Source organism: Pseudoalteromonas aquimarina, assembly GCF_049257255.1.
GTDB lineage: Bacteria > Pseudomonadota > Gammaproteobacteria > Enterobacterales > Alteromonadaceae > Pseudoalteromonas.
In genome coordinates, this window is sequence record NZ_JBMMUG010000003.1 from 203017 (window position 1) to 225731 (window position 22715).

Sequence of the window (22715 nt, forward strand, 5' to 3'; positions counted from 1 at the left end):
AACTATTAATTAGTCTTTTACGATAGCGTTATGGTAGATGTTTTGTACATCATCGCTGTCGTTAAGCATATCCATAAACTTTTGGAAAAGTGGGATATCATCGCCTTCAATGTCTACGTTTGTTTGTGGAACGAACGTAATTTCTTCCACATCTAACTTCACATCAGGAAATGCTTCACTTAACGCTGTTTTAACGTTAAAGAACTCGGTATGTGGCGCAAAAACAGATACGATGCCGTCTTCTAGTTCAACGTCAGTCACATCTACATCTGCCATCATTAGTGCTTCTAGCACTTCTTCGTCGTTTTCACCTTCAAAAGCAAATACCGCTTGGTGATCAAAACTATGCGCAGCTGTACCTGGGCTACCAATTTTAGAATTAGTTTTAGTAAATGCTAAGCGAACATCTTTGATTGTACGGTTAGGGTTATCGGTTAAGCAGTCGATAATTACCATACAGTTGCCAGGGCCGAAACCTTCGTAACGTGCTGGTTGATAATCTTCGCCAGAGCCACCTTTTGCTTTTTCAATCGCTTTGTCGATAACGTGAGCAGGTACTTGGTCTTTCTTTGCTTTGTCGATAAGGCGTTTTAACGATAAGTTAGTATCAGGATCAGCACCGCCATTTTTAGCGATTACGTAGATCTCTTTACCGTATTTAGAGTTTACTTTTGTTTTTACAGCGGCGGTTTTAGCCATCGCGTTCTTGCGAACTTCAAACGCTCTTCCCATCTTAATTCACTCTCTATTTTCGCAGGAAATTTAGTTGCCTGATTCTAACAAGTCATTACAAAAACGGCTAGTGTTAACATGCTGGGTTTTTAATAACTATTATTTACGAAACTTAAATCGCAGGCTATTTAACATAACATTCAAAAATAAAAGTGATATATGAATTATATTTTAAACATTCACCATATGAATGTTGATAAACGTGGGTTGTGATTTAAATCAATGAAACTTTTAAAAGTGACGATTTTGTTATGGGATAAATTTTAATGTGGAAGAGGAGTTTAGAAACGATATCCAATGCGCCAGCTAAAACTTGAATAATCATCCTTAGGTAAAAAAGCAAGGCTAGTATCAAGCTCGATCATCCATTCAGGTGTAATATCGTAGGTGATGAATAAACTTAGCTCGGCGTAATCATCATCGCTATTGTAAGTATGCGATTGTCTGCCAGCAAAGCTCACAACACCCTCTGGCCTTTTTGGGCCATCACCCTGAAAGAGTTCATTCCAGCGAATTATGCCACCAGCAAGCAAATATTGATCAGGCGTTATTTGAATTACCCTTGACGCTGAAAGCAATGCACTTAATACAATGGTTTCATCTTCTAGCGAATCGGTAAAAGCAAAGCCCAAATCATTTTCTTTAACCAATTTATTGCGATAGCGCCACTCATTGTATTGAAGAGATATAGAAGGCTCTACAACCCACTCATCTAAAAATATGCCGTAACCAATAGCAAGGCCATAACTTGGTGCATACGTCGTTTGTTCATTGATAGGTAGATTTAAAAAAGACTCATTGTAATCACTTTGCCAATAGGTGTAATTGGCAGACACGGCAAAACTATCAACAAAATAAGTGAGCGTTGAAGCATAGGAAGTTGAATCGATTGTCAGTTCGTTTAATTTGCCTGAAATTTTCGTTTTATCCCAATCAATGTAATCAAGACTGATGCGAAAACTCTCGTTAATGTCGTGTGCTAATGAAATATAAGAGCCACTAGGTGCAACACTGGTCAGCGTGCCTGACTGGTCAAGTGGTAAATCTGAGTGGCTTTGGCCAATTTTTACTTCCAATGCATGCGCACTGGCACAAATACCAAACAACATGCTTGGTAAAAAACAACAATGTGCTAAGAAGTTTAAATGGCGCATAGCGAACTCTTTTTGATACTGCGATGCTGATAATAACAACAAATTGCGCACTGACTTAGCAGAAAATGCTAATAAAATGTGAAACTTTGTAATTCAATTAAGCTGGCATTAAGTTGAAATTAGTTAAGGTAAGGAAAACAGTGAAAGAATGAGGTGTTTTATGGAGTATTTTATTCTTGCTAAAAACAGAGAATTAGCAGCTATTCCAGCGGATAGAAAACTGTTCGAAACTTACCAAAATTTAGGTTACCGCTTCTTAGAAAAAACCAGTTGTTGTAATGAAAAGGCAGCATTAGCTGAGGCTAAACGAAAATATGGTCAAAATCGCAAATATAAAATTGTGGCTGCAATGCTATTCGTTTTTGTAGCCTACTGGCTTTATTTTTATACCTTATTAACTTAATACAAATGCAAATCGCATATCACTTTTGTATTAGGTAGGGCACTTGTTATGGCCCTACCTATCTCGTTATTTAGTCTATCTTTTTAACGTTATTCTTATTGCGCAATTTAAAGTTACCTAGCTAAATCACGATTTAACTTATCGATTTTTATTCACTATTGCTAATTGTGTATTGCACTTTGTCGTTACTTAGTATTTAATAGCCGCCACTTTTTTGCCTAGTGCAAAAATACCGAAGTTGGTATTGGTTAGAGAAATAAAAATAACGGTGCGTTATGGATTTTTATATCCTAAAAAAAGGTGATGAGCTAAAAGCGATCCCTGCAGACAAAGCAATTTGCAAAAGCTATGAAAAATCAGGTTATAGCTATATTGATAAAGTGGCTGCATGTACAGAGCAAGCTGCAATAAACAAGCTAAAGGGCAATACCCTTGAAACACTTAAAGGACCTCTTATCCGATTAAGTGTGGTGATTTTTGCATTAGTATTACTGTGGTGGGTTAGTTAACTACCACAGTTTGCTCATCTAGCTTGGTGAGACTTTTCGTTTCTTTTTATTAAGCGCTACACGATAGCGGTTATGTAAAATCCCCACCCTTTCAACATACGCTTTTGTTTCTGCAAAAGGTGGTATGCCTTTATACTTTTTCACCGCATTTGGTCCTGCATTATAAGCTGCGGTTGCTAAGCGAATATTACCATCAAACTTTTCAAGCAAATAAGACAAGTATTTTACGCCACCAAAAATATTCTGCTCTGGTTGAGCTGGACGTTTCACACCCATATATTTTGCCGTTGCTGGCATTAATTGCATTAGCCCCACAGCGCCTTTTTTTGAACGTGCATTTGCTTTAAAGGCAGATTCCGCGTGGATCATCGCTCTTACTAATGCGGGGTCAACATTGTGCTGCTTACTGGCTTTTGCAATTTCAAGATGATACTTATCTGGGTAGATAGGAATTTTATGCCAATTTAAAGACGAGCGTAACTGACAGGCATAGCAGCCTGTACGATAGACACTGTAGCTGTGTTTTACCGGTTTTCGGTCGGTAAAAGCAATGGAACCATCGCTTTTTACATACTGATAAATTGGCTTAGCAGTCACTGAAAACGCAAGAAACAGCAAGATATAAAGCAGTTTAAAATTCATGTTTGATGTGGCGTTACTTATTATTCTAATTATGGCTAGAAAGGATATATTTTCAACTCTTTCTACGGTGGCTACTTTACCTGTTTTTGCCTTCGCTTTATAGCCTAGAGAGATGAAATAAGGCTGCTTTAGATCATAAAAAAGTAAAAAGGCGCATAAAGCGCCTTTAGGAGATGACAGAGTGTCCTTTTTACAAAGGAGAATGAATTTGCTTACACCATATCATCGAAAGGGTTTGCTGCAGTTAACTTCACAGTGTGAGCGAATCCTGGCAGCGAAATTGTATCTTGCGTCAGTTCAATCTCATTTTCATCGATTAAACCATCGCCAAAACGATAAATTAGTTCATATTCACCGTTGTTAGCAGCATTGTGATAGACCGCTTGACTTTGTTTTGTTGATGCAAGCTTGTCGCGATAAAGTGTCATTGCACTTTCACCATGGCGCTTTGTTAGCATCTCAAGCGTGACGTTTGCTGAAAACATCGGTGCAGTGGCATTGTTACCGCCAAAACCTTTTGAGTTAATAAATGCAATATCTTGGCTTTCACAAGCATAATGCTCCGTGCGAATATCTAGTCGCTCGGCGTAAACATCATCTGCAACTTTATCAATCGTGGTAATACCTGGCATGATGTTGTGGCTGAAAATACCCAGCGCCATTGCCATTTGGTCACCACTTGCAGGGCCAATTGTATGGCCAACGAATGCTTTTGGAGCTGCTAATTTCCAGTTATCAATATTGAATGCTTTTGCAACACGGTCATAAATTAGTGATTCAGTAACACGGTTTTGCGGTGTACTTGAACCATGAGCAAGAATATAACTGCGCTTTTGTACTGCTTCTTCACCCAAAATGCTGCTAGCAAGTGCTACAGATTTTGCCATGGTAATATAGTTACCAGGACCTGGCGCTGTAATTGATTTTTTAATGCCGTCTGCATTAACGAATACATCTGGTACCGAACCCATTACATCTGCACCTAACTCAAGTGCAAGCGCGTCGTCCATTAGCACAGCAAATTGCGCACCTTCGCCAATTGTAAAACCACAATTTTCACCAAATGGGCGACTTGTACGGCGTAAGTCTGGGCTATCGCTGTTATCAAGTTTTTTCAAACCATCTACATTGGCAAGCGCACTCATATTGCCAAATCCTTCAACGATTTCAGGAGTAATGGCGCAGTCTACACTGCCAACAATCGCAACTCGCGTGCGTCCAGCTTTAATATCGTGCACTGCAGCGCGTAAGTTGTATAAGAACGTGGCGCAGGCACCTGATGTTGTAAAAGTTGTACCCACATTGCCAGTTACATAAGCGTTGATAAAATCGGTCGACATGGTATTTAAACCAAGTGCTAGGTTTTTTGTACTAACACGGTCACCTTTAAGGCGGTTTTTCATCATGCCGCCAAATGCTTCATCTTGCATTTGCCCAGCAACTGATGCTGAATAAGTGCCAATTTGGTCTGGGTCAACTACAGCTAAAACAGCATCCCAATCAAGACCTGTTGATTTAATCGCATCGGTTGCTGCAAAAATGGTCGCTTGTAAGCCACGAGGTTGATAGCGGCTATTGTAAAGTGAACTTGGATCAAACCCTGTTGGAAATTGACCAGCCGCTTTAATTGGATTATCGCGGAAAGTATCATGTTTTAACGATAACTCGCCTGAAATTGACACTTTTACTTTTCCACTTTCAAGTGTCTCTATTTGCCAATCTCTAGGTACAGGCGAAGGTAAATGACGGGCACTTGTTTCGAAAACGATGTGTTCACCATCACTAGGTACAACCGTCATTTTTTGATGACCATGTGTTGCATCAACGTCAAAGTGATTTTCTTCTATCTTACGAATGAGAGTACCAGCTAGAATTTGCTCACCATACTTGCTTTCAATCGCTGAAGCGAGGATCGGCTGATTTTCATGATCAACTAATGCTCCGTTTTCTTGGCGAACTAAATTCATTAAAGTAGCAAGTCCAAGAAATGTTTCTTGTCGTGCTTCTTGAGTTAGCTTGTCTAAAACGATACGACGAAACCCTTGGTGAGCAGATGTTCGTCCTGCGGCATTAATACCACCCATTCCAACAACAATAGGTAATGCAGTCATAAAAACCCTAAATTCATAAAATTTGTATTATTTAGGTACAGTTTATTTTGATTTTAGCTTTTTGTTTGTGTTTAATTGGTCACAATTTTGGTTTATATGGCCATTTTAAACTGGTTTGAGCAGTGAATATGACAAAAAAAACAAAAGTAAGGCTGTTACTTTACCCTCAAGTACTGGCAACCAGTGTCACTTTACCTGTTGAAATGCTAAAAGCGGGTGAGGCATCTTGTCACGATAGGCGCTTCAAAAGCCTAGATATTAAGTTTGTTGCAAATCAACAAGAAGTGATTAAGTGCCGTGCAGGTTGTGCATATTTGCCCGACCTAACCGTGCATTGTGATGATGCTGCTGACTTTATTATTGTGCCCGGTATTTGGCGAAATCCACGCCCGGTGATAAAACAAAATCATGCTGCCATTTCATATTTGGCCAAGCAATGGCAGCAAGGAGCCACTATTGTCGGTGTGGGAACAGGTAATTGCTTACTGGCAGAGGCAGGGTTATTAGATAATCACGCGGCGACAACTCATTGGCATTACGCCAAACAATTTCGTAAAGACTACCCACTAGTTGACCTTAAACCTGAGTTCTTTATAACCCAATCTGAACGTATCTTCTGTGCCGCAAGTTTAAATTCACTAGCTGATATTATGGTTTACTTAATTGCGCAATTATTTGGTCGAGATGCCGCGCAAAATGTAGAGCGTAATTTCTCACATGAAATTCGCAGACCATACGAAGAGCAGCGTTATTTAGAGGGGGCAGTAGATAGACACCCAGATGAGCTAATTGCGCAAATTCAATTTTGGTTGAAGAACAATTTAGCCAATGATGTATCGTTATTAGAAGTGGCGGAACAATTTGGCATTAGCCAAAGAACATTATCAAGACGTTTTAAAGCTGCGACAGGAACCACCGCAAATCATTATTTACAAAAAATGCGATTAGAAATGGCTCAGGAGTTACTCGCGTCAACAAATCTAACTGTGCAAGATGTTGCTGTCGCGGTTGGTTATGTTGATCAAGGTTATTTAACTAAAGTTTTTAAACGAGAACTGAAGCAAACCCCATCAGATTATCGCTTGCTGGTGAGGAAGAAATTGTTTAAAACGGATTCGTGATTTATTCTTGTTTGAGGAAAGCTGTATATAAGGATATTGAGTAATGACAGACATAACGAAACTTCTATCGTTTTTTTCTTTGATTTTAGTCGTGGGTTGTAAAAGTTCAGGTGTACCGGATAATCAAACAACATCAAGTTCTTACCAATCTGGCAACGAAGTTGATAAAGTTTGCTTTGGAGTATCACGTGAAGGAAGGTGGAAAAACCTCAATAACGAAAGTAATTCATTTATTTTGAGTAATCGAGATGGAGATTTTAGAGTTGACTTAACAAAGACATGTGATGTCAACAATCTGCAATTGACCATTGGTGCATATGGCTTTGGACGTTGTCTTAAAAAAGGTGATTACTTAATTATGCAAGATGGCTTTGATGGGCAAGATAGGTGTCATATTACGCAAATTCATGAATGGATAGCTAAATAGGATTAAGGTAATCAGCAGTATAAATAGCCTTTATCAACAGTATTACATCTTAAAGACTCAAAGTAACCGTGGCTTATTACCATTAGTTGAGGTGCTTAAACAACTTGATGGTGTGAGTTCAGTGACAATTGAACTTGCAAATAAAGGTATAATTCAAAAATAACACCTCAATGAAAAACGTCTGCGAACTTGGTTAAGTAGCAGGCGTTTTTTCACAGTCCATCTCGGTGAGTCTAGTTACTACAGAAAAGGGATCCTGGCTTGCTAGTTCCTTATCGAATGTAATATGGTTGATTGGCTTTGATATAAAATAACCTTGTGCATAATCGCAGTCTGCGGCTTTCAAAATAGTGAGTTGCTCAGCTGTTTCTACCCCTTCAGCGATCACTTTTAAGCCAAGTTTATGCGCCATTACAATGATTGCTTCGCACAGTGCTTGGTTTTGCTTTGAGTGCTCTAAATTCATCACAAAGGCGCGATCTATTTTTAAGTAATCGAGATCAAATTTGGTTAAGTATGACAACGAGGCATAGCCCGTTCCAAAATCATCAAGCGAAATAGCTACCCCTGCAGATTGAAATTTCTTTAATGTTTCTTTTATCACTTCATCATCGTCAAGTAATAGGCCTTCTGTAATTTCAATACAAATACCGTGTTTTAATCCAAGTTGTAATAAAGTGTTGAGCCATATTACATCATGTTGGGTGGTATTTACTTGAAACTGCGCAGGTGACCGGTTAACGCTAATCTGGAAGTTTTCGTCATAGGCTAGTTGCCACTTTTTAACTTGTTCGGCTGCTTGTTGAAAAACCCAATTGCCGATATCGATGATCATCCCTGAAGTCTCAGCTAACGGTATAAACTCAGCTGGGCTCACCATGCCAAGTTCCGGATGATGCCAACGTATGAGTGCTTCGGCTTTATGTATTGTCATATCTGAGATGGAAAGAATGGGTTGATAAAGCACTTCAAATTGTTGGTTAATAACCGCAAGCCGCAACTCTTGTGTAAGTAAATGAGCTTTTTCAGTTTTCTCTTGTAGCTTTTTATTGAAATGACGATACTGCTTACGCCCTTCTTCTTTCGATAAATACATCGCTTGGTCGGCAAAGCGCAGCAACTCATCCATTTTTTCACTGTGATCCGGAAAAATAGTGATACCGATGCTGGCTGAAATAAAAATGGATTCATTATTAATGTAAAAAGGCATTTCAATTGCGTGGATCAGTTTACCAGCAATGTTTTCTACATCTGCCATGCTATGAATATTGCATAGTAGTGCTGTAAATTCGTCTCCACCTATGCGTGCTACGGTATCAGTTTCCCTTAAAATAACCTTTAAACGCTCTGATACCTCAACCAATAATAAGTCACCTGCATTATGACCAAGGGTATCATTTACTTCTTTGAAATGGTCTAAATCAATGAACAGCAGTGCAAATTTGTCTCCTGAGCGTTTACTCTTGATGATTTCTTGATTTAATCTATCGGTAAACATATTGCGATTTGGCAATTGCGTTAACGCATCAAAATTGGCTTGGTGCCAAATAACTTGTTGTGATTGTTTTTTCTCGGTGATATCTGACATGGAGCCTACCATGCGATAGGGGTCACCTTTTTCATCGCGCAGCGCTTCACCTACAATATGAAACCAAAGTTCATGTTGTTTTGCGCTGTACATACGCACTTCGATATCGAATATCTCAAACGGGTCAGACAAATGAACATCAAGGTTGGCATTAAATTGTGCAATATCGTCTGGGTGAATTTGCTCAGTGAATGAAGCAAATTCATTGCCAAAAGCGAGGTTATCAAAGCCCAATAATTCGGTGAATTTGGTTGAGTAAAAAACTTCGTTTGAGACGATATCCCAATCCCACACACCGGCACTTGCGCCTTTAGCTGCCAGTTCATAACGCTGTTGGCTTAAATAAAGTTTTCGCTCGGTTTCATTTAGGGCGGTAACATCTTCGATAATGCCTAGATATGCTACTAGCTGTTTATTTTCATAAAGTGGCTCAGCATGAATTGCGAGTAACTTGTTTTTGTTTTTTGATGCGGAGCGAAATGTATAGTGAAAGTTTTTACCTTTAGCAGTACACGCATACCAATGTTTAATTGCACGTTGTCTGTCATCTGCATGCATGGCGGAAATATAACTACTGCCAACAATACTGGTATTCTTTAAATTCAGTACTTTATACAAAGCATGGTTTGCAAAAATGCACTCTCCATTTGGTTTAGCCACAAACAAACCTATGGGTACATTTTCAAGCACTGTATCTGCTGAGACCGCAATGTTTTTGACCAAGTTCCTTACCAAGATAACAATTCCATTGATTAAGTTGACAATAAGCTTTTAATAATTGTAGTCAAAATTCCTTTGCGTGCTTATTTTCCAAGTATTTTTATGTAATTTTTGTATTACAATTCGGGTAAATGAAACCGATCAAGTTCAATTGCATTGGAATGAACAAGTAGATGGCACATTTGTGCTAGAAAATCGATTTTAATATTGGATAACTGACGGTAGTCGAGAAATGGGCATACCAAGACTTTATCTTCACAATTAAATGCAAACTCTTGATTTAACCAACAGAGTTCGCTATTAAGCAATCTTGTATTAATTAATTTTTTTGCATAACAGCGCCCCGCAATAATATGAAGGACATTTTCTTTACTTAGATCGGGGGGGCTAAAAAGTAATGCAGTAGATGAGTTTTGTTGAAGTAAGTGATTGTCGCGGTATTGCTGCCAAGTCGTTTCTTTTTCTCGTCCGTTAAATACGCTTGGGTGCAGTGTATAAATAAACTTGGCAAATACATTGAATTGTTTTCGCCAGCCGTTTCCGCATTTTGCGCCTATTTCTTTAATTGCACCTTTAGGAAGCGCTATCAAGTTCTGTGGAGATGCAAAATGAGAATATAAAGGAGCATTTTCCACATAAAAAGCAATGCGATAGTGATTGCATCCGAAACCAACTTCTGACATGTTTCTCAGGTTTTTAATTGTTTTATTTACTTTAACAAAAATCGAAAGGATTAGGTATGGAACGCTTATTTAGTTATGGCACTTTGCAACAAGAAAATGTGCAACAAGCTAATTTTGGTCGCAAATTAGAAGGCGAAAAAGCAATTCTCACAGGGTATTGTTTGTCTGAAATTAAAATAAATGACGAGCAAGTGGTCAAACAAAGTGGTAAAGCGTATCACCCTATCTTGGTGTTTACCGGAAATAGTCAAGACGAAGTTAAAGGAAGTTGTTTTTTGCTGACGACTGATGAGCTTGCAATGGCGGATAGTTATGAAGTTGCTGAATATACCCGAATAAATGCAACCACCAAAGATGGCAAACCCTGTTGGATATATGCAGCAACAAATGAGGTGGTAGACAAACTTTAGCTTTGCAAGTAAGTTTGCTAATCAAAGCGGTTGTTGGTAGTTGTCATCATTAGCACTGTTATTTTGGTCAACGTCCCATTGGCGTAAATTTAGATGACAAATTTGATATAAAAGCAAGTAAGTTTCTTTGAGTGATTTCATTGTGGCATCTCCTTTATTTGTATTGATAATGGAAAATCTGTGCCAAAAATAAAATTTAATAGAATCAGTTGATTAGAATTTTAGCCAAGAAGGCGTTGATTATGTTGGTGCAACTTTGCACCAACAAATAGCTATGGTGCAAAGGTGATTTGCCCAAGCACTGCAGCCTGTTTAGCACCCGTCACAGAAGGGGCATTTGACGGCAGTTTATTAATAGTTCGATAAGCCATCCAAGCAAATGCCATCGCTTCCATAAAGTCTGCGCTGATACCAAATTCATCACTTGTTGCAATCCGCCAATTTGATAAATGGTATTGAATACGCTCAACTAAAAGCGAATTTTTGGCCCCTCCACCACACAAAATCAGCAAACCACTTTTTGCTATTAGAGGTTGCGCTAAAGTGATAGCGGTGAGCTCGGTGAGTGTTGTTAAAGTGTCATAAGGCGACAGATTGGTGAACTCAGTAAAAGCGTTAAGCCAAGCTAAATTGAAGTATTCTCGCCCTGTGCTTTTAGGTATTTCAGCTGAAAAATAGGGGTCGTTTAGCATAGTTTTTAGCAAGGTTTGATTGATTTTCCCTTTTCTCGCCAAAGCGCCATTGAAGTCATACTCTTTATTGAAGGCTTTTTTTGTAAAGCTGTCGATCAAGGTATTCCCTGGGCCTGAATCGAATCCAAGCAATTCATTTTCATCACAAAGTGATAAATTCGCGATCCCACCAATATTAGCAAAAACTAGGGCTTGCTCTGGCAAATTTAAAGGTAACTGAGAACGTAAACTTTGGTGAAACAATGGCACCAAAGGCGCACCTTGGCCGCCAAGAGCAATGTCCATTTCACGGAAATTATGTACACAATCAATACTTGTTTTAGTAGCTAATACACTCGCATTAACTAATTGTAATGAATGGGCATGTTCTCCTAACGGATGGTGAAAAACCGTTTGACCATGAACACCAATTGCTTTAATTGCTGATGATTTGAGATTCTCTTTTTTAAGCAACGCATTTACGGCGTCAGCATATTCAATAGCCAGCTGGTGTGAGATAACCCCAATCTCAGCAAGATTGCATTTTTTCAATGTGATAAGCGAAGTTAATAGCTGCTTTAATGTTGATGTAAAGGGGGTTTCCAAGCTCGCAACTAAGCGCGTTTGGTTTTCAACAATTTCCACAATTGCAATGTCTATTCCGTCAAGGCTAGTCCCTGACATAATGCCAATATAAAGTGATGGAGTGTGATTCATAATTACGTTTTCGTAAAAAATATAATCTGATTGTAAAGTCAAATCGCGGTATATTAAAATTCGTAGACTAAGAAAATGTAAAAAAATATTTAAAATGCAAACATTTGTAAATAGCGTGTTGTTTGATTTGTGAACCCTTGTTAACTTGTCACTAATTTATTAACAAGGGTTGATTATGAAAAATAATAAACTGAAGTTATCAGCACTAAGCGCAGCTATTTTAATTTCTCTAGCTGGTTGTGGTAGTGACAACGATAACAAAACAACTGTTGCACCTGATGTAGCTCCAACTGCAAATGATGTAATGGTTGCAGATGCAATGCAATGGATGGTTTCTGAAGGGCAGTTAAATGCTCGTGATGGAAACTACGATGAACTTACTGTTTCGTTTAGCGAAAATGGTGAGTCTGTTAGTGCCGAAGATGGTGTTTATACCTTTTCACATGGTGTACTAGAGCTTGATGGTCTTAACTTTAAGTACGTTAACATTTCTGGCGAAGATGCAGAAATTGATTATACAGTTACAGCAAATGGCAAATCAGCATCTGCTAAACTAGTTGTTTCGGGTGTTAAAGGCGATCCACTTGCTAAACATCAGTGGCATCTGCGTAATACAGGTCAAAAAGCATTCGCTCTAAGTGATGAAATGAAGCAAGGTCTAATTGATTTATACGTAAACGATTTAGGCATTATGACTGAAGAAGAAGCAACAGCATATTGGGATGCTGAATTTGCTGATGCAGAAGCTCATTATTTAGTTGCTGGTGAAGACATCAAAGCCGTTGAAGCCTACAAACAAGGTGTAACTGGTGCTGGTGTAACGGCGGTTGTTGTGGACTCTGGTCTTGAAATTCGTCATGAAGATCTAGCTCCAAATGTATTGCCTAATCGTTCATTAAACTTAGTTCAAGGTGCACTTGATAAAACTGATCCTACTAGCGCAGCAGTAAATGGTGACCATGGTACAAGTGTAGCAGGTCTAATTGCAGCTAAAGGTTGGAATGGCTTAGGCGGCCGAGGTGTTGCTCCAAACACTGGTCTAATCGGTATGAACTATTTAGGTTCTGGTGATAAAGTTGCTCAAACAGACTTCTTAGTGCACGGTTTCCCTGGTTCTGGTATTACTGCTAATGAAGAAATTTCAGCGTTTAACCGCAGCTATGGTATCACTTTCCCAGTGTATATTGGTTATTCAGAATTAGATGAGCAAATCGAATCGTATCCAAATTTATACCTTCGTGGTGGTAAAGGTGCGACGAATATCAAATCTAGCGGTAACAGTTTTGAAGATGGTGGTCCAGAAGGCTCTTTCTGTGCAGACAATGGTGCGAATGATTTAGGCCTTACTTGTTATAACGGTAACAGCGAGCCTAGCCAAGCGCATCCTTACTACTTCTCAGTGGGTGCAGTTAATTCAAATGGTAAACACACAAGTTACTCTTCAGCAGGTGCTAACGTTTTAGTTGCAGCTCCATCTGGTGAGTTCGGTCGTTGGGCACCTGCAATGGTTACAACAGATCCTATGACTTGTTTAAGTGGTGTATCTGGTTACGAAGGCCGTAATATTGCAGGTTGGAGTGCTGCTTACGGTGAAGCATTTGCTGCAAGCCAATATGTATTCGATTACCCAGGTCACCCAGAAAACCCAAGCTGTAACTATCGCTCTACAATGAATGGTACATCATCTGCAGCGCCTAACGCGGCCGGTGTAGTTTCACTTATTTTATCTGCAAACAAAGACTTAACATGGCGTGATGTACGTCATATTTTAGCTAATACGTCGACTAAAAATGATGCGAGCGATGAAGCAATCAAACTAACTGTAGGTGAAGGTGAATTTGTTGCACACGATGGTTGGATTGAAAATGCTGCAGGTTATAAGTTTAATAACCTTTACGGCTTTGGTCGTGTAGATGCTGGCGCTGCTGTTGCTATGGCAAAAGCATATGATACTAGCCTAGGTGAAGAAGTTGTAAGCGATTGGATTGGTGCTGGTTCTGTTGTTGGTCAAGAAGACTTAATGGTAGAAATTCCAGACAACAATGCTGAAGGTGTATCTTATAAAGTCACTATTGAAGAAGACGTTAAAGTTGAAGCAATTCAGTTTAAGTTCGATATTTTCAGCAAAGAAATGGGCTTTGGTTTTGGTACAGCAAATGGTCCAGTTCAAACTACAGCTGGTACTGACTTAGCAATTGAAGTTACATCTCCAAGCGGTACACGTAGTGTATTACTATCTTCGAAACAAGCGCTTGTTTACCCTGCATTTGATTTTTACAGTGGTTGGCAGCCTGGTTATATCTTGAAAAATGGTACTTTCCTAGCTAATGCGTTCTATGGTGAATCAGCGAAGGGTGAGTGGACTATTCGTTTAGTTGATACATCTGGTGATAGCTTCGCAACTGCTGATGGTGGTTCGTTTGGCTTTATCGGCTACGTTAATAACACAACCCCAACTACGATGACTGGTGCTGCGGTTCGTGTATTTGGTCATGCGGCAAACTAAGGAGTTTATGCAATGAAACTTAAATTATTATCAATGACAGTAGCTGCGATGACGTTATCAACTCAGGCTACTGCGGTATCAAAGTTTGACGCTGGAGTTGCTGATAAAGTTGATACACAAAAGCAAGTACAACAATTATCAAAAGCTGATTTTGGCATGTATAAGGTTGAAAAAGGTTTAGCATTAGTGCCTTCATCAATTGCGGCTGCTGATAGCGTGATTGCTTCAAAAGGTGAGAATGCAGTTGTTGCTCTTGAAGTTCCAAATGACTTAGTTAAGCCTGGTAGCCTTGTACGTAACATTTTCACAGGTAACTTAGCGCCTTTATCAGGTAACATCTCTATTTTACTTAAGAAAGGTGTTTCGGCTAATGATGTTGCTGCTGCAACTGGTTTAAAGCTTGAGTCAAGCTTTTCTGGTACAGACTTAGCTGTGGTTTCTGTTGCAGAAAACCAAGATGTTTTAAAAGCGCAAGAGCTATTAAAAGCATCAGGTCTGATTAAAGAAGCACGTATTGAAGTATTAGAAGCACGCCATACAGCGCGTTAATCTGATTACTTAACTTGTTAAAGCCCGCTTCTAGCGGGCTTTTTTCGTTTTATGATAAATTTTTAGAGTTTATTTTTTTATTATTAGATTTTAATAAATATATCTCACTTAAAATTACTTTATCTATCCAAACTACTTCTTCAGTAATTTAGTTATCTTTCTATTTTATTTTAATTGGTGTAATTGCAATTAAGATACTAATCAGTATTTCTTAAATATTTGTAAACGATGTGTTGCTGTTTTTGGCTTATGTTGTTAATTTTAGTTGTCCAATAAAAAGGTTTATCTAAAATTATTTTCCTAGAGGGAAGTCACAATGACAAAATTTGGAACAAAAAGAACAGTAATCGCGTTATCAGTTGCGTCAGCGATTGCTTCAACAGCGGTAAATGCAGCAACTTTTGAACAATATAACTACAGCGGCGCTAAAGCAGTAAAAGCGCAGGCGACTAAAAAGAGTGATGGGCAAGAAGCGAGAGAAGCTTCTGCTTGGTTAATTAAATTAAATACGCCAGCAATTGCTCAAGTTAAAAATGTAGATTTAGGAAAGCAAACCGCTTCTATTATGGCTTCTCAAGCTATGGTTGAATCTGCAATTCAAAGCCAAGACTTGAATATTACCATCGTGGCTAAAACGTCTAAACTTGTTAATGGTCTTCTTGTTAAGGGTGATAAAAACGAAATTGACCAACTAGTTTCACACAACGAAGTAGATGGTGTTTACCCAATATACGACTCAAAACTTCATATCGCTGACAGTGCTGATTACATAAAGGCAACAGAGGTAGTTGCATCGGGTGTGGCAAAAGGTAACGGTGTTAAAGTTGCAGTACTTGATACTGGTATCGACTATACACACGCAGCGTTTGGTGGTGAAGGTACAGAAGCTGCTTACGTTGCCGCTGCAGAAGACCCAACTGACGCAGTAGCTTGGCCACAGGGTCAGGTTATGGGTGGCTACGATTTCTACAATATGGACCCAGATCCAATTGATGCAGGTACAAGCCATGGTACTCATGTATCGCACTCTGTATCAGGTATAGCACCAAATGTTGAATTATATGTGTATTCAGTGTGTGCTGGTGGCTGTCCTGGTGTAGCTCAGTTTATGGCGCTTGAAGCTGCAATGGATCCAAATGGTGATGGCGATATTTCTGACCGTGTTGACGTAATCAACATGTCACTTGGTGGTGATTTTGGTGATATCGCAACAGATGGTGTAGGTCTTGCAATTAATCAAGCTGTAAAACTAGGCACGAATGTTGTTATTTCTGCTGGTAACGATGGAGCATATCCGTTTATTGTTGGCGGTCCAAGTACCTCTGAAAACGCTCTATCAGTTGGTGCAATGACGCACCCTACAGATGAATCTCTTATTTCAAGCGGTACAATTAACGGAGAAGAAGCAATTATTCAAACAGCTTCTTTTGGCCCTCAAGAAGCATATACCCTGTCAAATGAAGATCTTGCAGTTGTTTATCCAGATGCAAACCAAACAGCTTGTGAAGCATTTGCAGATGGCACAGATTTTACTGGTAAAGCAGTTGTGCTTGACCGTGGTGGTTGTGCATTTGTTACAAAAGTACTAATGGCACAAGAGAAAGGTGCAGCTTTTGTATTTATTGCAAATAATAATGACGATGGCACACCAGCTCCTATGGGTGGCAGCAGTACTGATGTAACTATTCCATCGGTAGGTATAACTTATGCGGCAGGTATGGCGCTAAAAGAGTCTGGCATTTTCTCAATCAATGTAGAAGCAATCGTTACATCGGGTGCAATTGCGTCGTTTACATCGCGCGGTCCTTCAATGGATGGTTTATTAAAACCTGAAATCACAGCCCCAGGTGTAAACATCATGACTGCTCACCCAGGTACAGGTACAGGTCTTTCTGGTGCAACTGGTACTTCATTCTCAGGGCCTATGACTGCAGGTGCTATGAGCTTACTGAAAGAAGCGCATCCTAACCGCAACGCGATGGAACTAAAAGCAACCATCATGAATACGGCGAACCTTGATGTAACGATGGAGCCACGTTCAGTTAACCCAGATACAGAACTTGCACCTATTAGTTACATTGGAGCGGGTCTTGTAGATGTTAATAAAGCTGCGCATTTACCTGTAGCTGCATGGTCAAAAGATACAAAACAAGGTGCATTATCACTTGGTCTTGTTAATCCATCACAAGCAACAGATTACGTTAAAACAGTACAAGTTAAAAACTTCACAAGCGAAGCTAAAACGTACTCTTTAAGCTTAGAGCAGCGTTTTGCAAATGATATTGAACGTGGTGCTCTAACGGTTTCACACCCTGATTCAATTACAGTGCCTGGTGGTCAGACTGTTTCATTTGATGTGACGTTTAATATTGATCCTGCAAAACTTCCTGAGTGGACACTTGATCAATCAAACATTGGTACTCGTGATGCTACATCAGATCTAACTAACTTAGAATTAGACGGTGCGCTTATTTTCTCTGAAGGCGGTGAAAAAGCGTTCCACCTTGTATATCACACATTACCAAAAGCAGCTGCTGAACTTACATTCGAGCCAGTAAAAATGGAAGGTGGTACAGCCCATAAGGTAACAAACGTTGGTGCTGCACTATTCGAACCATTCTTTGCTCCAACCACTGTAGCCGATGATGTAGATGGTAATCGTCTTGACTTAGTGGGTGGCTCAGTTGAAATGATCCCTGTACCGGGTGAATACTGTGACTCAGGCTATGCTGTTTTCTCAACGTTAATCATGAATGAAGGTGTTAACCACAGCTACATTGGCGGCTTTATGGTTGATTTCGATTTAGATCGTGATGGTCAATACGATGTAACTGCGCAAAACGGTAAGCTTGAGTGGTTCTACGATGTTGAACCAACACAAATTTCATTCACACACGCTTATGGTTCAACAAGAGGTTGGTTAGGTAATATGTTCCATACTACCGGTAATAATCATATGACCATGATGTCGTGTTTAGGTGCATTTGGTTTAACTGCGGATGATATGGGTCTTACAGCAGATGTACGTTTCCGTGTTGAAGAATACACATGGGAACCAGTAGCATATAACTCATTAGATTCAGCAACTGGTACTTACACATTTACGCCTGCTCAGCCGATTGCAGCGTTAATGACAACAGAAGGTAATGTGGTTGAATCATTAGCAACTGGTGAGTCTGCTTACCTTGCTCACGCCGGCCAAGACTTTATGATTCTTTCAGAGTCTGGTTCAAAAGCAATCAATGCAACGCCAAGCGCTGACCGTGCTGTAGCACCGATGCTTGCTGATGCAGAATTCTCAATCGCTGAAAATTCTGAGAATGGTACAGTTATTGGTATGTTAGAAGTATCTTACGGTGCAGAGCTTGCAAATATGGCTTCTGAATTTATCGTAGTTAATCAAACATCAACAGCAGTTAAACTTGAGCAGTCAGGTGAGATTGTTGTAGCTGACAAATCAGTACTTGATTATGAAGCAGGTCTAACTGAAATCGAAATGGAAGTTGTAGTAACAGATACTGCAGGTAATATTTCTGAGCCAGCTATGGTGAAGATTATGGTAACGGATGTGAATGAAAATCCATTACCAGAGCCAGTAACACCACCTAAAACGAAGAAATCGTCAGGTTCATTTGGTTGGCTAGCACTATTAGCTGCACCACTGGCGTTTATCCGTCGTAGAAAAATGAAGTAATTATTTCACTTTGTTGAAAAAGCCCGCAAATGCGGGCTTTTTTTAGTGCTTTTGTCTGACGTATCAATTGATTAGATCTGTGTATACTACTTGCCCCCGAAAAGTAGTTTGAAAAAACTACGGTGCGCGTACTGTGTACTACAATTTATTTAACTAGATAATTTTTCTGATTTTTATTGGCGTCGTGTTATGCAAAAAAAACAAACCCTCACAGGCAGTGAGGTAAAATTAAAGTTTTCTCAACGGATTGTTTCAACCACCGATCTGAAAGGTCGTATTACCTACGCAAACCAAGACTTTATTGATATCAGTGGCTATCAAAGCGAAGAACTTATCGGTCACGGTCATAATATTGTCCGTCACCCAGGTATGCCAGCACTGGCTTTTAAAGATCTATGGGATACCATCAAACAAGGTAAACCTTGGATGGGTATTGTAGATAACCGTTGTAAGAACGGTGATAACTATTGGGTAGATGCTTACATTACTGCAGTGATGGAAGGGCAAAAAATTGTCGGTTATCAATCAGTTCGTTTAAAACCTGAAGAAGAATACCTAAAACGCGCTAAAGCGCTTTATAGTGCGGTAAACAATGGTCCAAGTATTGGTCAAAAGCTAGCAAGTGCACTGTCGTTTAACTTGATGGGTAAACTGACTATTTCAAGTGTTCTTGCAGTGGCTATTCCTGCGATAGTTGCTTTAATGTTTGGCTTATCGCTTAGTCACCTTTGGCCTTTAATCTTTGCTTTTATTCTATTTACAGTTTGTTCAGGTTTAATTGCAAAACCGTATCAAACTGCAGCAAAGAAAGCGCGAGAGGTGTTTGATAACGATATTGCTAAGCAAGTATACACTGGCAGAACCGACGAGTTAGGTCAGTTACAGCTCACAATTAAAATGCTGCAAACCCAACAAGAAACCATAGTATGGCGTATTAATGATGCAACCACAGGGTTAGATACCGTTGCACATAGCACGATGGATACTGCTGAAAAAACTAATCAATTAATGCAGCAACAAAATCGTGAAGTAGAGCAAGTTGCAGCGGCGATTAATCAAATGTCTGCTACGGTAAAAGAAGTGGCCCAAAACGCTTCACTTACCGCTGATGCAACACAAGTTGCGGATAACGAAGTGGTCGAAGGTCAGCAAGTTGTTGACAGAACCACCGCAGATATTAACGAGCTAGTACGCGAAGTGGAATCAGCTGTAGCAGTTATTAACAAACTTGCTTCAGACAGCCAGCAAATTGGTACTGTGGTTGATGTTATCCGCGGCATTGCAGAGCAAACCAACTTACTTGCACTTAATGCCGCAATTGAAGCGGCAAGGGCAGGTGAGCAAGGCCGTGGTTTTGCGGTTGTGGCTGATGAGGTTCGCACACTTGCTGCGCGCACCCAATCTTCAACCGAAGAAATTCAGCAAATGGTCGCTACATTACAACAATCTGCTGGTGAGGCGGTTTCTGCAATGCAGCAAGGGCAAAGTCGTGCAGAGCAAAGTGCTGAGCAAGCACAGCTTGCTAAAGCATCGCTAAGCCGAATTTTGGACGCGGTAAATACCATTACCGATATGAGTGCGCAAATCGCCACAGCTGCAGAAGAGCAATCTGCGGTATCTGATGAAATTACTAAAAATGTAATTAATATTGATAACGCTAGTAAAGAAACACTAGAAGCGTCTGAACATGCTTATGAGTCAACTGAAAAACTGTTAAATGAAGCTGAGCGTTTAACTTCGATGGCAAGGCAGTTTAGCCAACACCGTTAATGTTTGTTTAAAAAACGTATTAACGTATTTTTAGTTGATACGTTAAATTTGAAATTAAAAAAATGCCGCGATATTCGCGGCATTTTTGTTTTGAATTACTCGGTTATTTTACCGGAAAACCACGGTCACGCATCAGCGCTTCAACTTCAGCATCACGTCCTCTAAATAAACGATATGCCTCTGCTGGGTCTATTGCATTACGGATAGAGAATAAGTGCTTAACAAGTTTGTCAGCTAACGCATTATCGTAAAAACCACCTGGCGCCTCAGCAAATGCTTCCGATGCATCTGATGTCAGTACTTCCGCCCATAAGTAGCCATAATAACCTGCTGAATAGCCTTCACCTGAGAAAATGTGACCAAAATGCGTGCTGCGGTGGCGCATCACAAGTTCATTTGGCATACCAATCGCATCCAGCTGCTCTTTTTCAAATTTAGCTGGGTCAATCTTTGCCGGATCGGTTGTGTGATAAAGCATATCCATAATTGCCGATGCTAAATATTCTGTCGTTTTAAAGCCTTGATTAAAGGTTGCTGACTTCTTGATTTTAGCCACTAGCTCTTTAGGCATTGCTTCACCCGTTTTGTAGTGAACTAAGTAGTTGTTAATCACTTCATCAGTTGTTAACCAGCGCTCAAGTAATTGCGATTGGAACTCAGTGTAATCACGCACACCTGAATGAGATTTAGGGTAAGCAACTGTCGCTGATAAGAAGTGCAGCGCATGACCAAACTCATGGAAATAGGTTTCAGCATCTGACCAAGATATCAGTGTTGGCTCACCTTCAGGGCCTTTAACAAAGTTAGAGTTATTTGATGACAATACGGTTTTCTTACCATCAAATGTCGTGTGGCTGCGATAGGTTGTTGCCCACGCACCAGAGCGCTTACCCTTACGGCCGAACGGATCAAGGTACCAAAGGCCAATGTGCTCGCCAGTGGTTTTGTCTGTAACATCCCATACGCGCACATCTTCATGGAAAACAGGTACTGAGCCTGCAGCCACTTCTTTAAAGTCAAAATTAAATAAGCGACCTGCAACATAAAACATTGCTTCACGTAGTTTATCTAGCTGTAAATACTGCTTAACTTCGTTTGAATCAAGATCATATTTGGCTTTACGTACTTTTTCTGCGTAATAGCGATAATCCCATGGTGCAATCTTAATATTTGCGCCTTCGCTGTCAGCAATCGCTTGCATATCAGCAACTTCTTCCTCAACACGCGCAATTGCCGCTGGCCATACTTTATCCATTAATGCTTTAGCATTTTCAGGCGTTTTTGCCATACGGTCTTCTAAACGCCACTGTGCGTAGTTTTCGTAACCTAATAACTGCATACGCTCGTGACGAAGCGTTAGGATGTCTTTAATGGTTTGATTGTTATCGTACTCATCACCATTACCGCCACGGTTGTAGTAGTTTTTCCATACTTGTTCACGCAGTGCGCGTTCATCTGAGTAGGTTAAAAACGGATCCATTGACGAGCGAGAGTTAGTGATAGCAAACAGCTCTGGTTTGCCACGCTCTTTCGCAGCAGCTTTTGCGGCAGAAACCAGTGATTCAGGTAATCCAGAAAGCTGCTCTTGCGTTAAAAATACTACATAGTTTTCTTCATCTGCTAATACGTTGTTAGCAAACTTAGTGTGAAGGCCTGCAAGTTCTTGGTTGATTTCTGCAAAGCGTGCTTTTGATGGTTTGTCTAGGGTAGCGCCATTACGTGCGAAGCTGTTGTAAGTTAACCAAGTAACGCGTTGTTGCTCTGCTGAAAGTGACTTAAGAGCTTCGCTTTCATACACGTTTTTAATACGTGCAAAAAGCTTTTCGTTTTGCGTAATTTTTGAATTGAAAGCCGAAAGCTTTGGCGCCATTTCTTTTTGAATAGCGCGGAATTCTGCGCTTGATACGTTTGAGCGCCAAATGCCATAGTAAGTGTAAACGCGGCTTAATAAACTACCTGAGCGCTCTAATGCAGCAATAGTATTTTCAAAAGTTGCCGGTTCAGGGTTATTTGCAATTGCATCTACTTCAGCCAATTTCTGCGCCATTGCTGCATCAAATGCAGGCTTTAGTTCGCTCAATTTAACTTTATCAAATGCTGGCACCCCATTATAAGGGCCGCTGAATTCAGCAAGAATCGCATTATCGTTTTTATTTTCTGCAGCAATTGTCTGCTCGACTACAGGAGCGGTATTTGTTGCACTAGGTGCTGACTTTTCGCCGCAGCCCGATAAAGCGAATACCGTCGCTATCGCAACAAGCGAAAGGTTACGTTTTTTCATTGTATGTTCCTAATATTCTATTTTTGA

The 22715-nt window shown here is 39.9% G+C and carries 18 protein-coding genes; 10 read left to right on the forward strand and 8 right to left on the reverse strand.

Annotated elements, in window-relative coordinates:
* Nucleotides 1–9: 9 nt before the first annotated feature.
* Together AAEU29_RS08920 and AAEU29_RS08925 are read right to left on the reverse strand one after the other, a co-directional pair.
* The gene (locus tag AAEU29_RS08920) at nt 10–732 is read right to left on the reverse strand and encodes a YebC/PmpR family DNA-binding transcriptional regulator (protein WP_372766718.1); all 723 of its coding nucleotides are present in this window, start codon (nt 730–732) and stop codon (nt 10–12) included.
* Nucleotides 733–1013: 281 nt separating this feature from the next.
* Nucleotides 1014–1886: a hypothetical protein gene (locus AAEU29_RS08925; protein ID WP_421972991.1), complete on the reverse strand. Its 873-nt coding sequence runs from the start codon at nt 1884–1886 to the stop codon at nt 1014–1016.
* Between the two features lie 160 nt (nt 1887–2046).
* On the opposite strand from AAEU29_RS08925, the gene AAEU29_RS08930 reads away from it, so the two are divergent.
* Nucleotides 2047–2289 (forward strand): hypothetical protein, encoded by a 243-nt coding sequence (locus AAEU29_RS08930; RefSeq protein ID WP_421972992.1) that lies wholly within the window; start codon nt 2047–2049, stop codon nt 2287–2289.
* Nucleotides 2290–2564: 275 nt separating this feature from the next.
* On the forward strand, nt 2565–2798 hold the full coding sequence (locus tag AAEU29_RS08935) for a hypothetical protein (protein ID WP_274761346.1): 234 nt from the start codon (nt 2565–2567) through the stop codon (nt 2796–2798).
* Between the two features lie 18 nt (nt 2799–2816).
* Here AAEU29_RS08935 and AAEU29_RS08940 read toward each other — a convergent pair whose 3' ends face one another.
* Complete coding sequence (locus AAEU29_RS08940; protein WP_421972993.1) at nt 2817–3440, reverse strand: lytic transglycosylase domain-containing protein; 624 nt, start codon at nt 3438–3440, stop codon at nt 2817–2819.
* Between the two features lie 212 nt (nt 3441–3652).
* A complete protein-coding gene (locus AAEU29_RS08945) occupies nt 3653–5551 on the reverse strand; it encodes a beta-ketoacyl synthase (protein WP_421972994.1) in 1899 nt (632 codons plus the stop codon).
* Nucleotides 5552–5679: 128 nt separating this feature from the next.
* Between AAEU29_RS08945 and AAEU29_RS08950 the strand changes: the two genes are divergently transcribed.
* The 3 genes from AAEU29_RS08950 to AAEU29_RS21000 are packed head-to-tail and all read left to right on the forward strand — an operon-like array spanning nt 5680 to nt 7262.
* Entirely contained in the window at nt 5680–6672 is a 993-nt protein-coding gene (locus tag AAEU29_RS08950) for a GlxA family transcriptional regulator (RefSeq protein WP_421972995.1), read from the forward strand.
* Between the two features lie 43 nt (nt 6673–6715).
* Nucleotides 6716–7099, forward strand: a complete 384-nt coding sequence (locus tag AAEU29_RS08955) for a hypothetical protein (RefSeq protein ID WP_421972996.1) — start codon at nt 6716–6718, stop codon at nt 7097–7099.
* Nucleotides 7100–7118: 19 nt separating this feature from the next.
* A complete protein-coding gene (locus AAEU29_RS21000) occupies nt 7119–7262 on the forward strand; it encodes a serine protease external chaperone (RefSeq protein ID WP_498049600.1) in 144 nt (47 codons plus the stop codon).
* A gap of 30 nt (nt 7263–7292) precedes the next feature.
* Here AAEU29_RS21000 and AAEU29_RS08960 read toward each other — a convergent pair whose 3' ends face one another.
* Nucleotides 7293–9410, reverse strand: coding sequence for an EAL domain-containing protein (locus tag AAEU29_RS08960; RefSeq protein ID WP_421972997.1), 2118 nt, complete (start codon nt 9408–9410; stop codon nt 7293–7295).
* Nucleotides 9411–9523: 113 nt separating this feature from the next.
* Nucleotides 9524–10090: a DUF6942 family protein gene (locus AAEU29_RS08965; RefSeq protein ID WP_421972998.1), complete on the reverse strand. Its 567-nt coding sequence runs from the start codon at nt 10088–10090 to the stop codon at nt 9524–9526.
* A gap of 56 nt (nt 10091–10146) precedes the next feature.
* Between AAEU29_RS08965 and AAEU29_RS08970 the strand changes: the two genes are divergently transcribed.
* Nucleotides 10147–10500: a gamma-glutamylcyclotransferase family protein gene (locus AAEU29_RS08970; RefSeq protein ID WP_421972999.1), complete on the forward strand. Its 354-nt coding sequence runs from the start codon at nt 10147–10149 to the stop codon at nt 10498–10500.
* A gap of 272 nt (nt 10501–10772) precedes the next feature.
* Here AAEU29_RS08970 and AAEU29_RS08975 read toward each other — a convergent pair whose 3' ends face one another.
* Complete coding sequence (locus tag AAEU29_RS08975; protein WP_421973000.1) at nt 10773–11888, reverse strand: anhydro-N-acetylmuramic acid kinase; 1116 nt, start codon at nt 11886–11888, stop codon at nt 10773–10775.
* 175 nt (nt 11889–12063) lie between these two features.
* Here AAEU29_RS08975 and AAEU29_RS08980 point away from each other — a divergent pair, with 175 nt between their 5' ends.
* The 4 genes from AAEU29_RS08980 to AAEU29_RS08995 all read left to right on the forward strand — a co-directional run bounded on the left by AAEU29_RS08980 (nt 12064) and on the right by AAEU29_RS08995 (nt 20407).
* Nucleotides 12064–14394 carry a S8 family serine peptidase gene (locus tag AAEU29_RS08980; protein WP_421973001.1) on the forward strand — a complete coding sequence of 777 codons (2331 nt, stop codon included), beginning with the start codon at nt 12064–12066 and terminating at the stop codon, nt 14392–14394.
* 12 nt (nt 14395–14406) lie between these two features.
* Nucleotides 14407–14943 carry a serine protease external chaperone gene (locus AAEU29_RS08985; RefSeq protein WP_421973002.1) on the forward strand — a complete coding sequence of 179 codons (537 nt, stop codon included), beginning with the start codon at nt 14407–14409 and terminating at the stop codon, nt 14941–14943.
* A gap of 316 nt (nt 14944–15259) precedes the next feature.
* The gene (locus AAEU29_RS08990; protein WP_421973003.1) at nt 15260–18637 is read left to right on the forward strand and encodes a S8 family serine peptidase; all 3378 of its coding nucleotides are present in this window, start codon (nt 15260–15262) and stop codon (nt 18635–18637) included.
* Nucleotides 18638–18826: 189 nt separating this feature from the next.
* Nucleotides 18827–20407: a methyl-accepting chemotaxis protein gene (locus AAEU29_RS08995; RefSeq protein ID WP_421973004.1), complete on the forward strand. Its 1581-nt coding sequence runs from the start codon at nt 18827–18829 to the stop codon at nt 20405–20407.
* A gap of 103 nt (nt 20408–20510) precedes the next feature.
* On the opposite strand, the gene AAEU29_RS09000 is transcribed toward AAEU29_RS08995, so the two are convergent.
* Nucleotides 20511–22688 (reverse strand): M3 family metallopeptidase, encoded by a 2178-nt coding sequence (locus tag AAEU29_RS09000; protein WP_421973005.1) that lies wholly within the window; start codon nt 22686–22688, stop codon nt 20511–20513.
* Nucleotides 22689–22715 lie beyond the last annotated feature (27 nt).

Excerpts from the sequence above, each read along its gene's own strand:
- AAEU29_RS08920 (WP_372766718.1), bottom strand. The coding sequence starts at position 732 with ATGGGAAGAGCGTTTGAAGTTCGCAAGAACGCGATGGCTAAAACCGCC.
- AAEU29_RS08925 (WP_421972991.1), bottom strand. The coding sequence starts at position 1,886 with ATGCGCCATTTAAACTTCTTAGCACATTGTTGTTTTTTACCAAGCATG.
- AAEU29_RS08930 (WP_421972992.1), top strand. The coding sequence starts at position 2,047 with ATGGAGTATTTTATTCTTGCTAAAAACAGAGAATTAGCAGCTATTCCA.
- AAEU29_RS08935 (WP_274761346.1), top strand. The coding sequence starts at position 2,565 with ATGGATTTTTATATCCTAAAAAAAGGTGATGAGCTAAAAGCGATCCCT.
- AAEU29_RS08940 (WP_421972993.1), bottom strand. The coding sequence starts at position 3,440 with ATGAATTTTAAACTGCTTTATATCTTGCTGTTTCTTGCGTTTTCAGTG.
- AAEU29_RS08945 (WP_421972994.1), bottom strand. The coding sequence starts at position 5,551 with ATGACTGCATTACCTATTGTTGTTGGAATGGGTGGTATTAATGCCGCA.
- AAEU29_RS08950 (WP_421972995.1), top strand. The coding sequence starts at position 5,680 with ATGACAAAAAAAACAAAAGTAAGGCTGTTACTTTACCCTCAAGTACTG.
- AAEU29_RS08955 (WP_421972996.1), top strand. The coding sequence starts at position 6,716 with ATGACAGACATAACGAAACTTCTATCGTTTTTTTCTTTGATTTTAGTC.
- AAEU29_RS08965 (WP_421972998.1), bottom strand. The coding sequence starts at position 10,090 with ATGTCAGAAGTTGGTTTCGGATGCAATCACTATCGCATTGCTTTTTAT.
- AAEU29_RS08970 (WP_421972999.1), top strand. The coding sequence starts at position 10,147 with ATGGAACGCTTATTTAGTTATGGCACTTTGCAACAAGAAAATGTGCAA.
- AAEU29_RS08975 (WP_421973000.1), bottom strand. The coding sequence starts at position 11,888 with ATGAATCACACTCCATCACTTTATATTGGCATTATGTCAGGGACTAGC.
- AAEU29_RS08980 (WP_421973001.1), top strand. The coding sequence starts at position 12,064 with ATGAAAAATAATAAACTGAAGTTATCAGCACTAAGCGCAGCTATTTTA.
- AAEU29_RS08985 (WP_421973002.1), top strand. The coding sequence starts at position 14,407 with ATGAAACTTAAATTATTATCAATGACAGTAGCTGCGATGACGTTATCA.
- AAEU29_RS08990 (WP_421973003.1), top strand. The coding sequence starts at position 15,260 with ATGACAAAATTTGGAACAAAAAGAACAGTAATCGCGTTATCAGTTGCG.
- AAEU29_RS08995 (WP_421973004.1), top strand. The coding sequence starts at position 18,827 with ATGCAAAAAAAACAAACCCTCACAGGCAGTGAGGTAAAATTAAAGTTT.
- AAEU29_RS09000 (WP_421973005.1), bottom strand. The coding sequence starts at position 22,688 with ATGAAAAAACGTAACCTTTCGCTTGTTGCGATAGCGACGGTATTCGCT.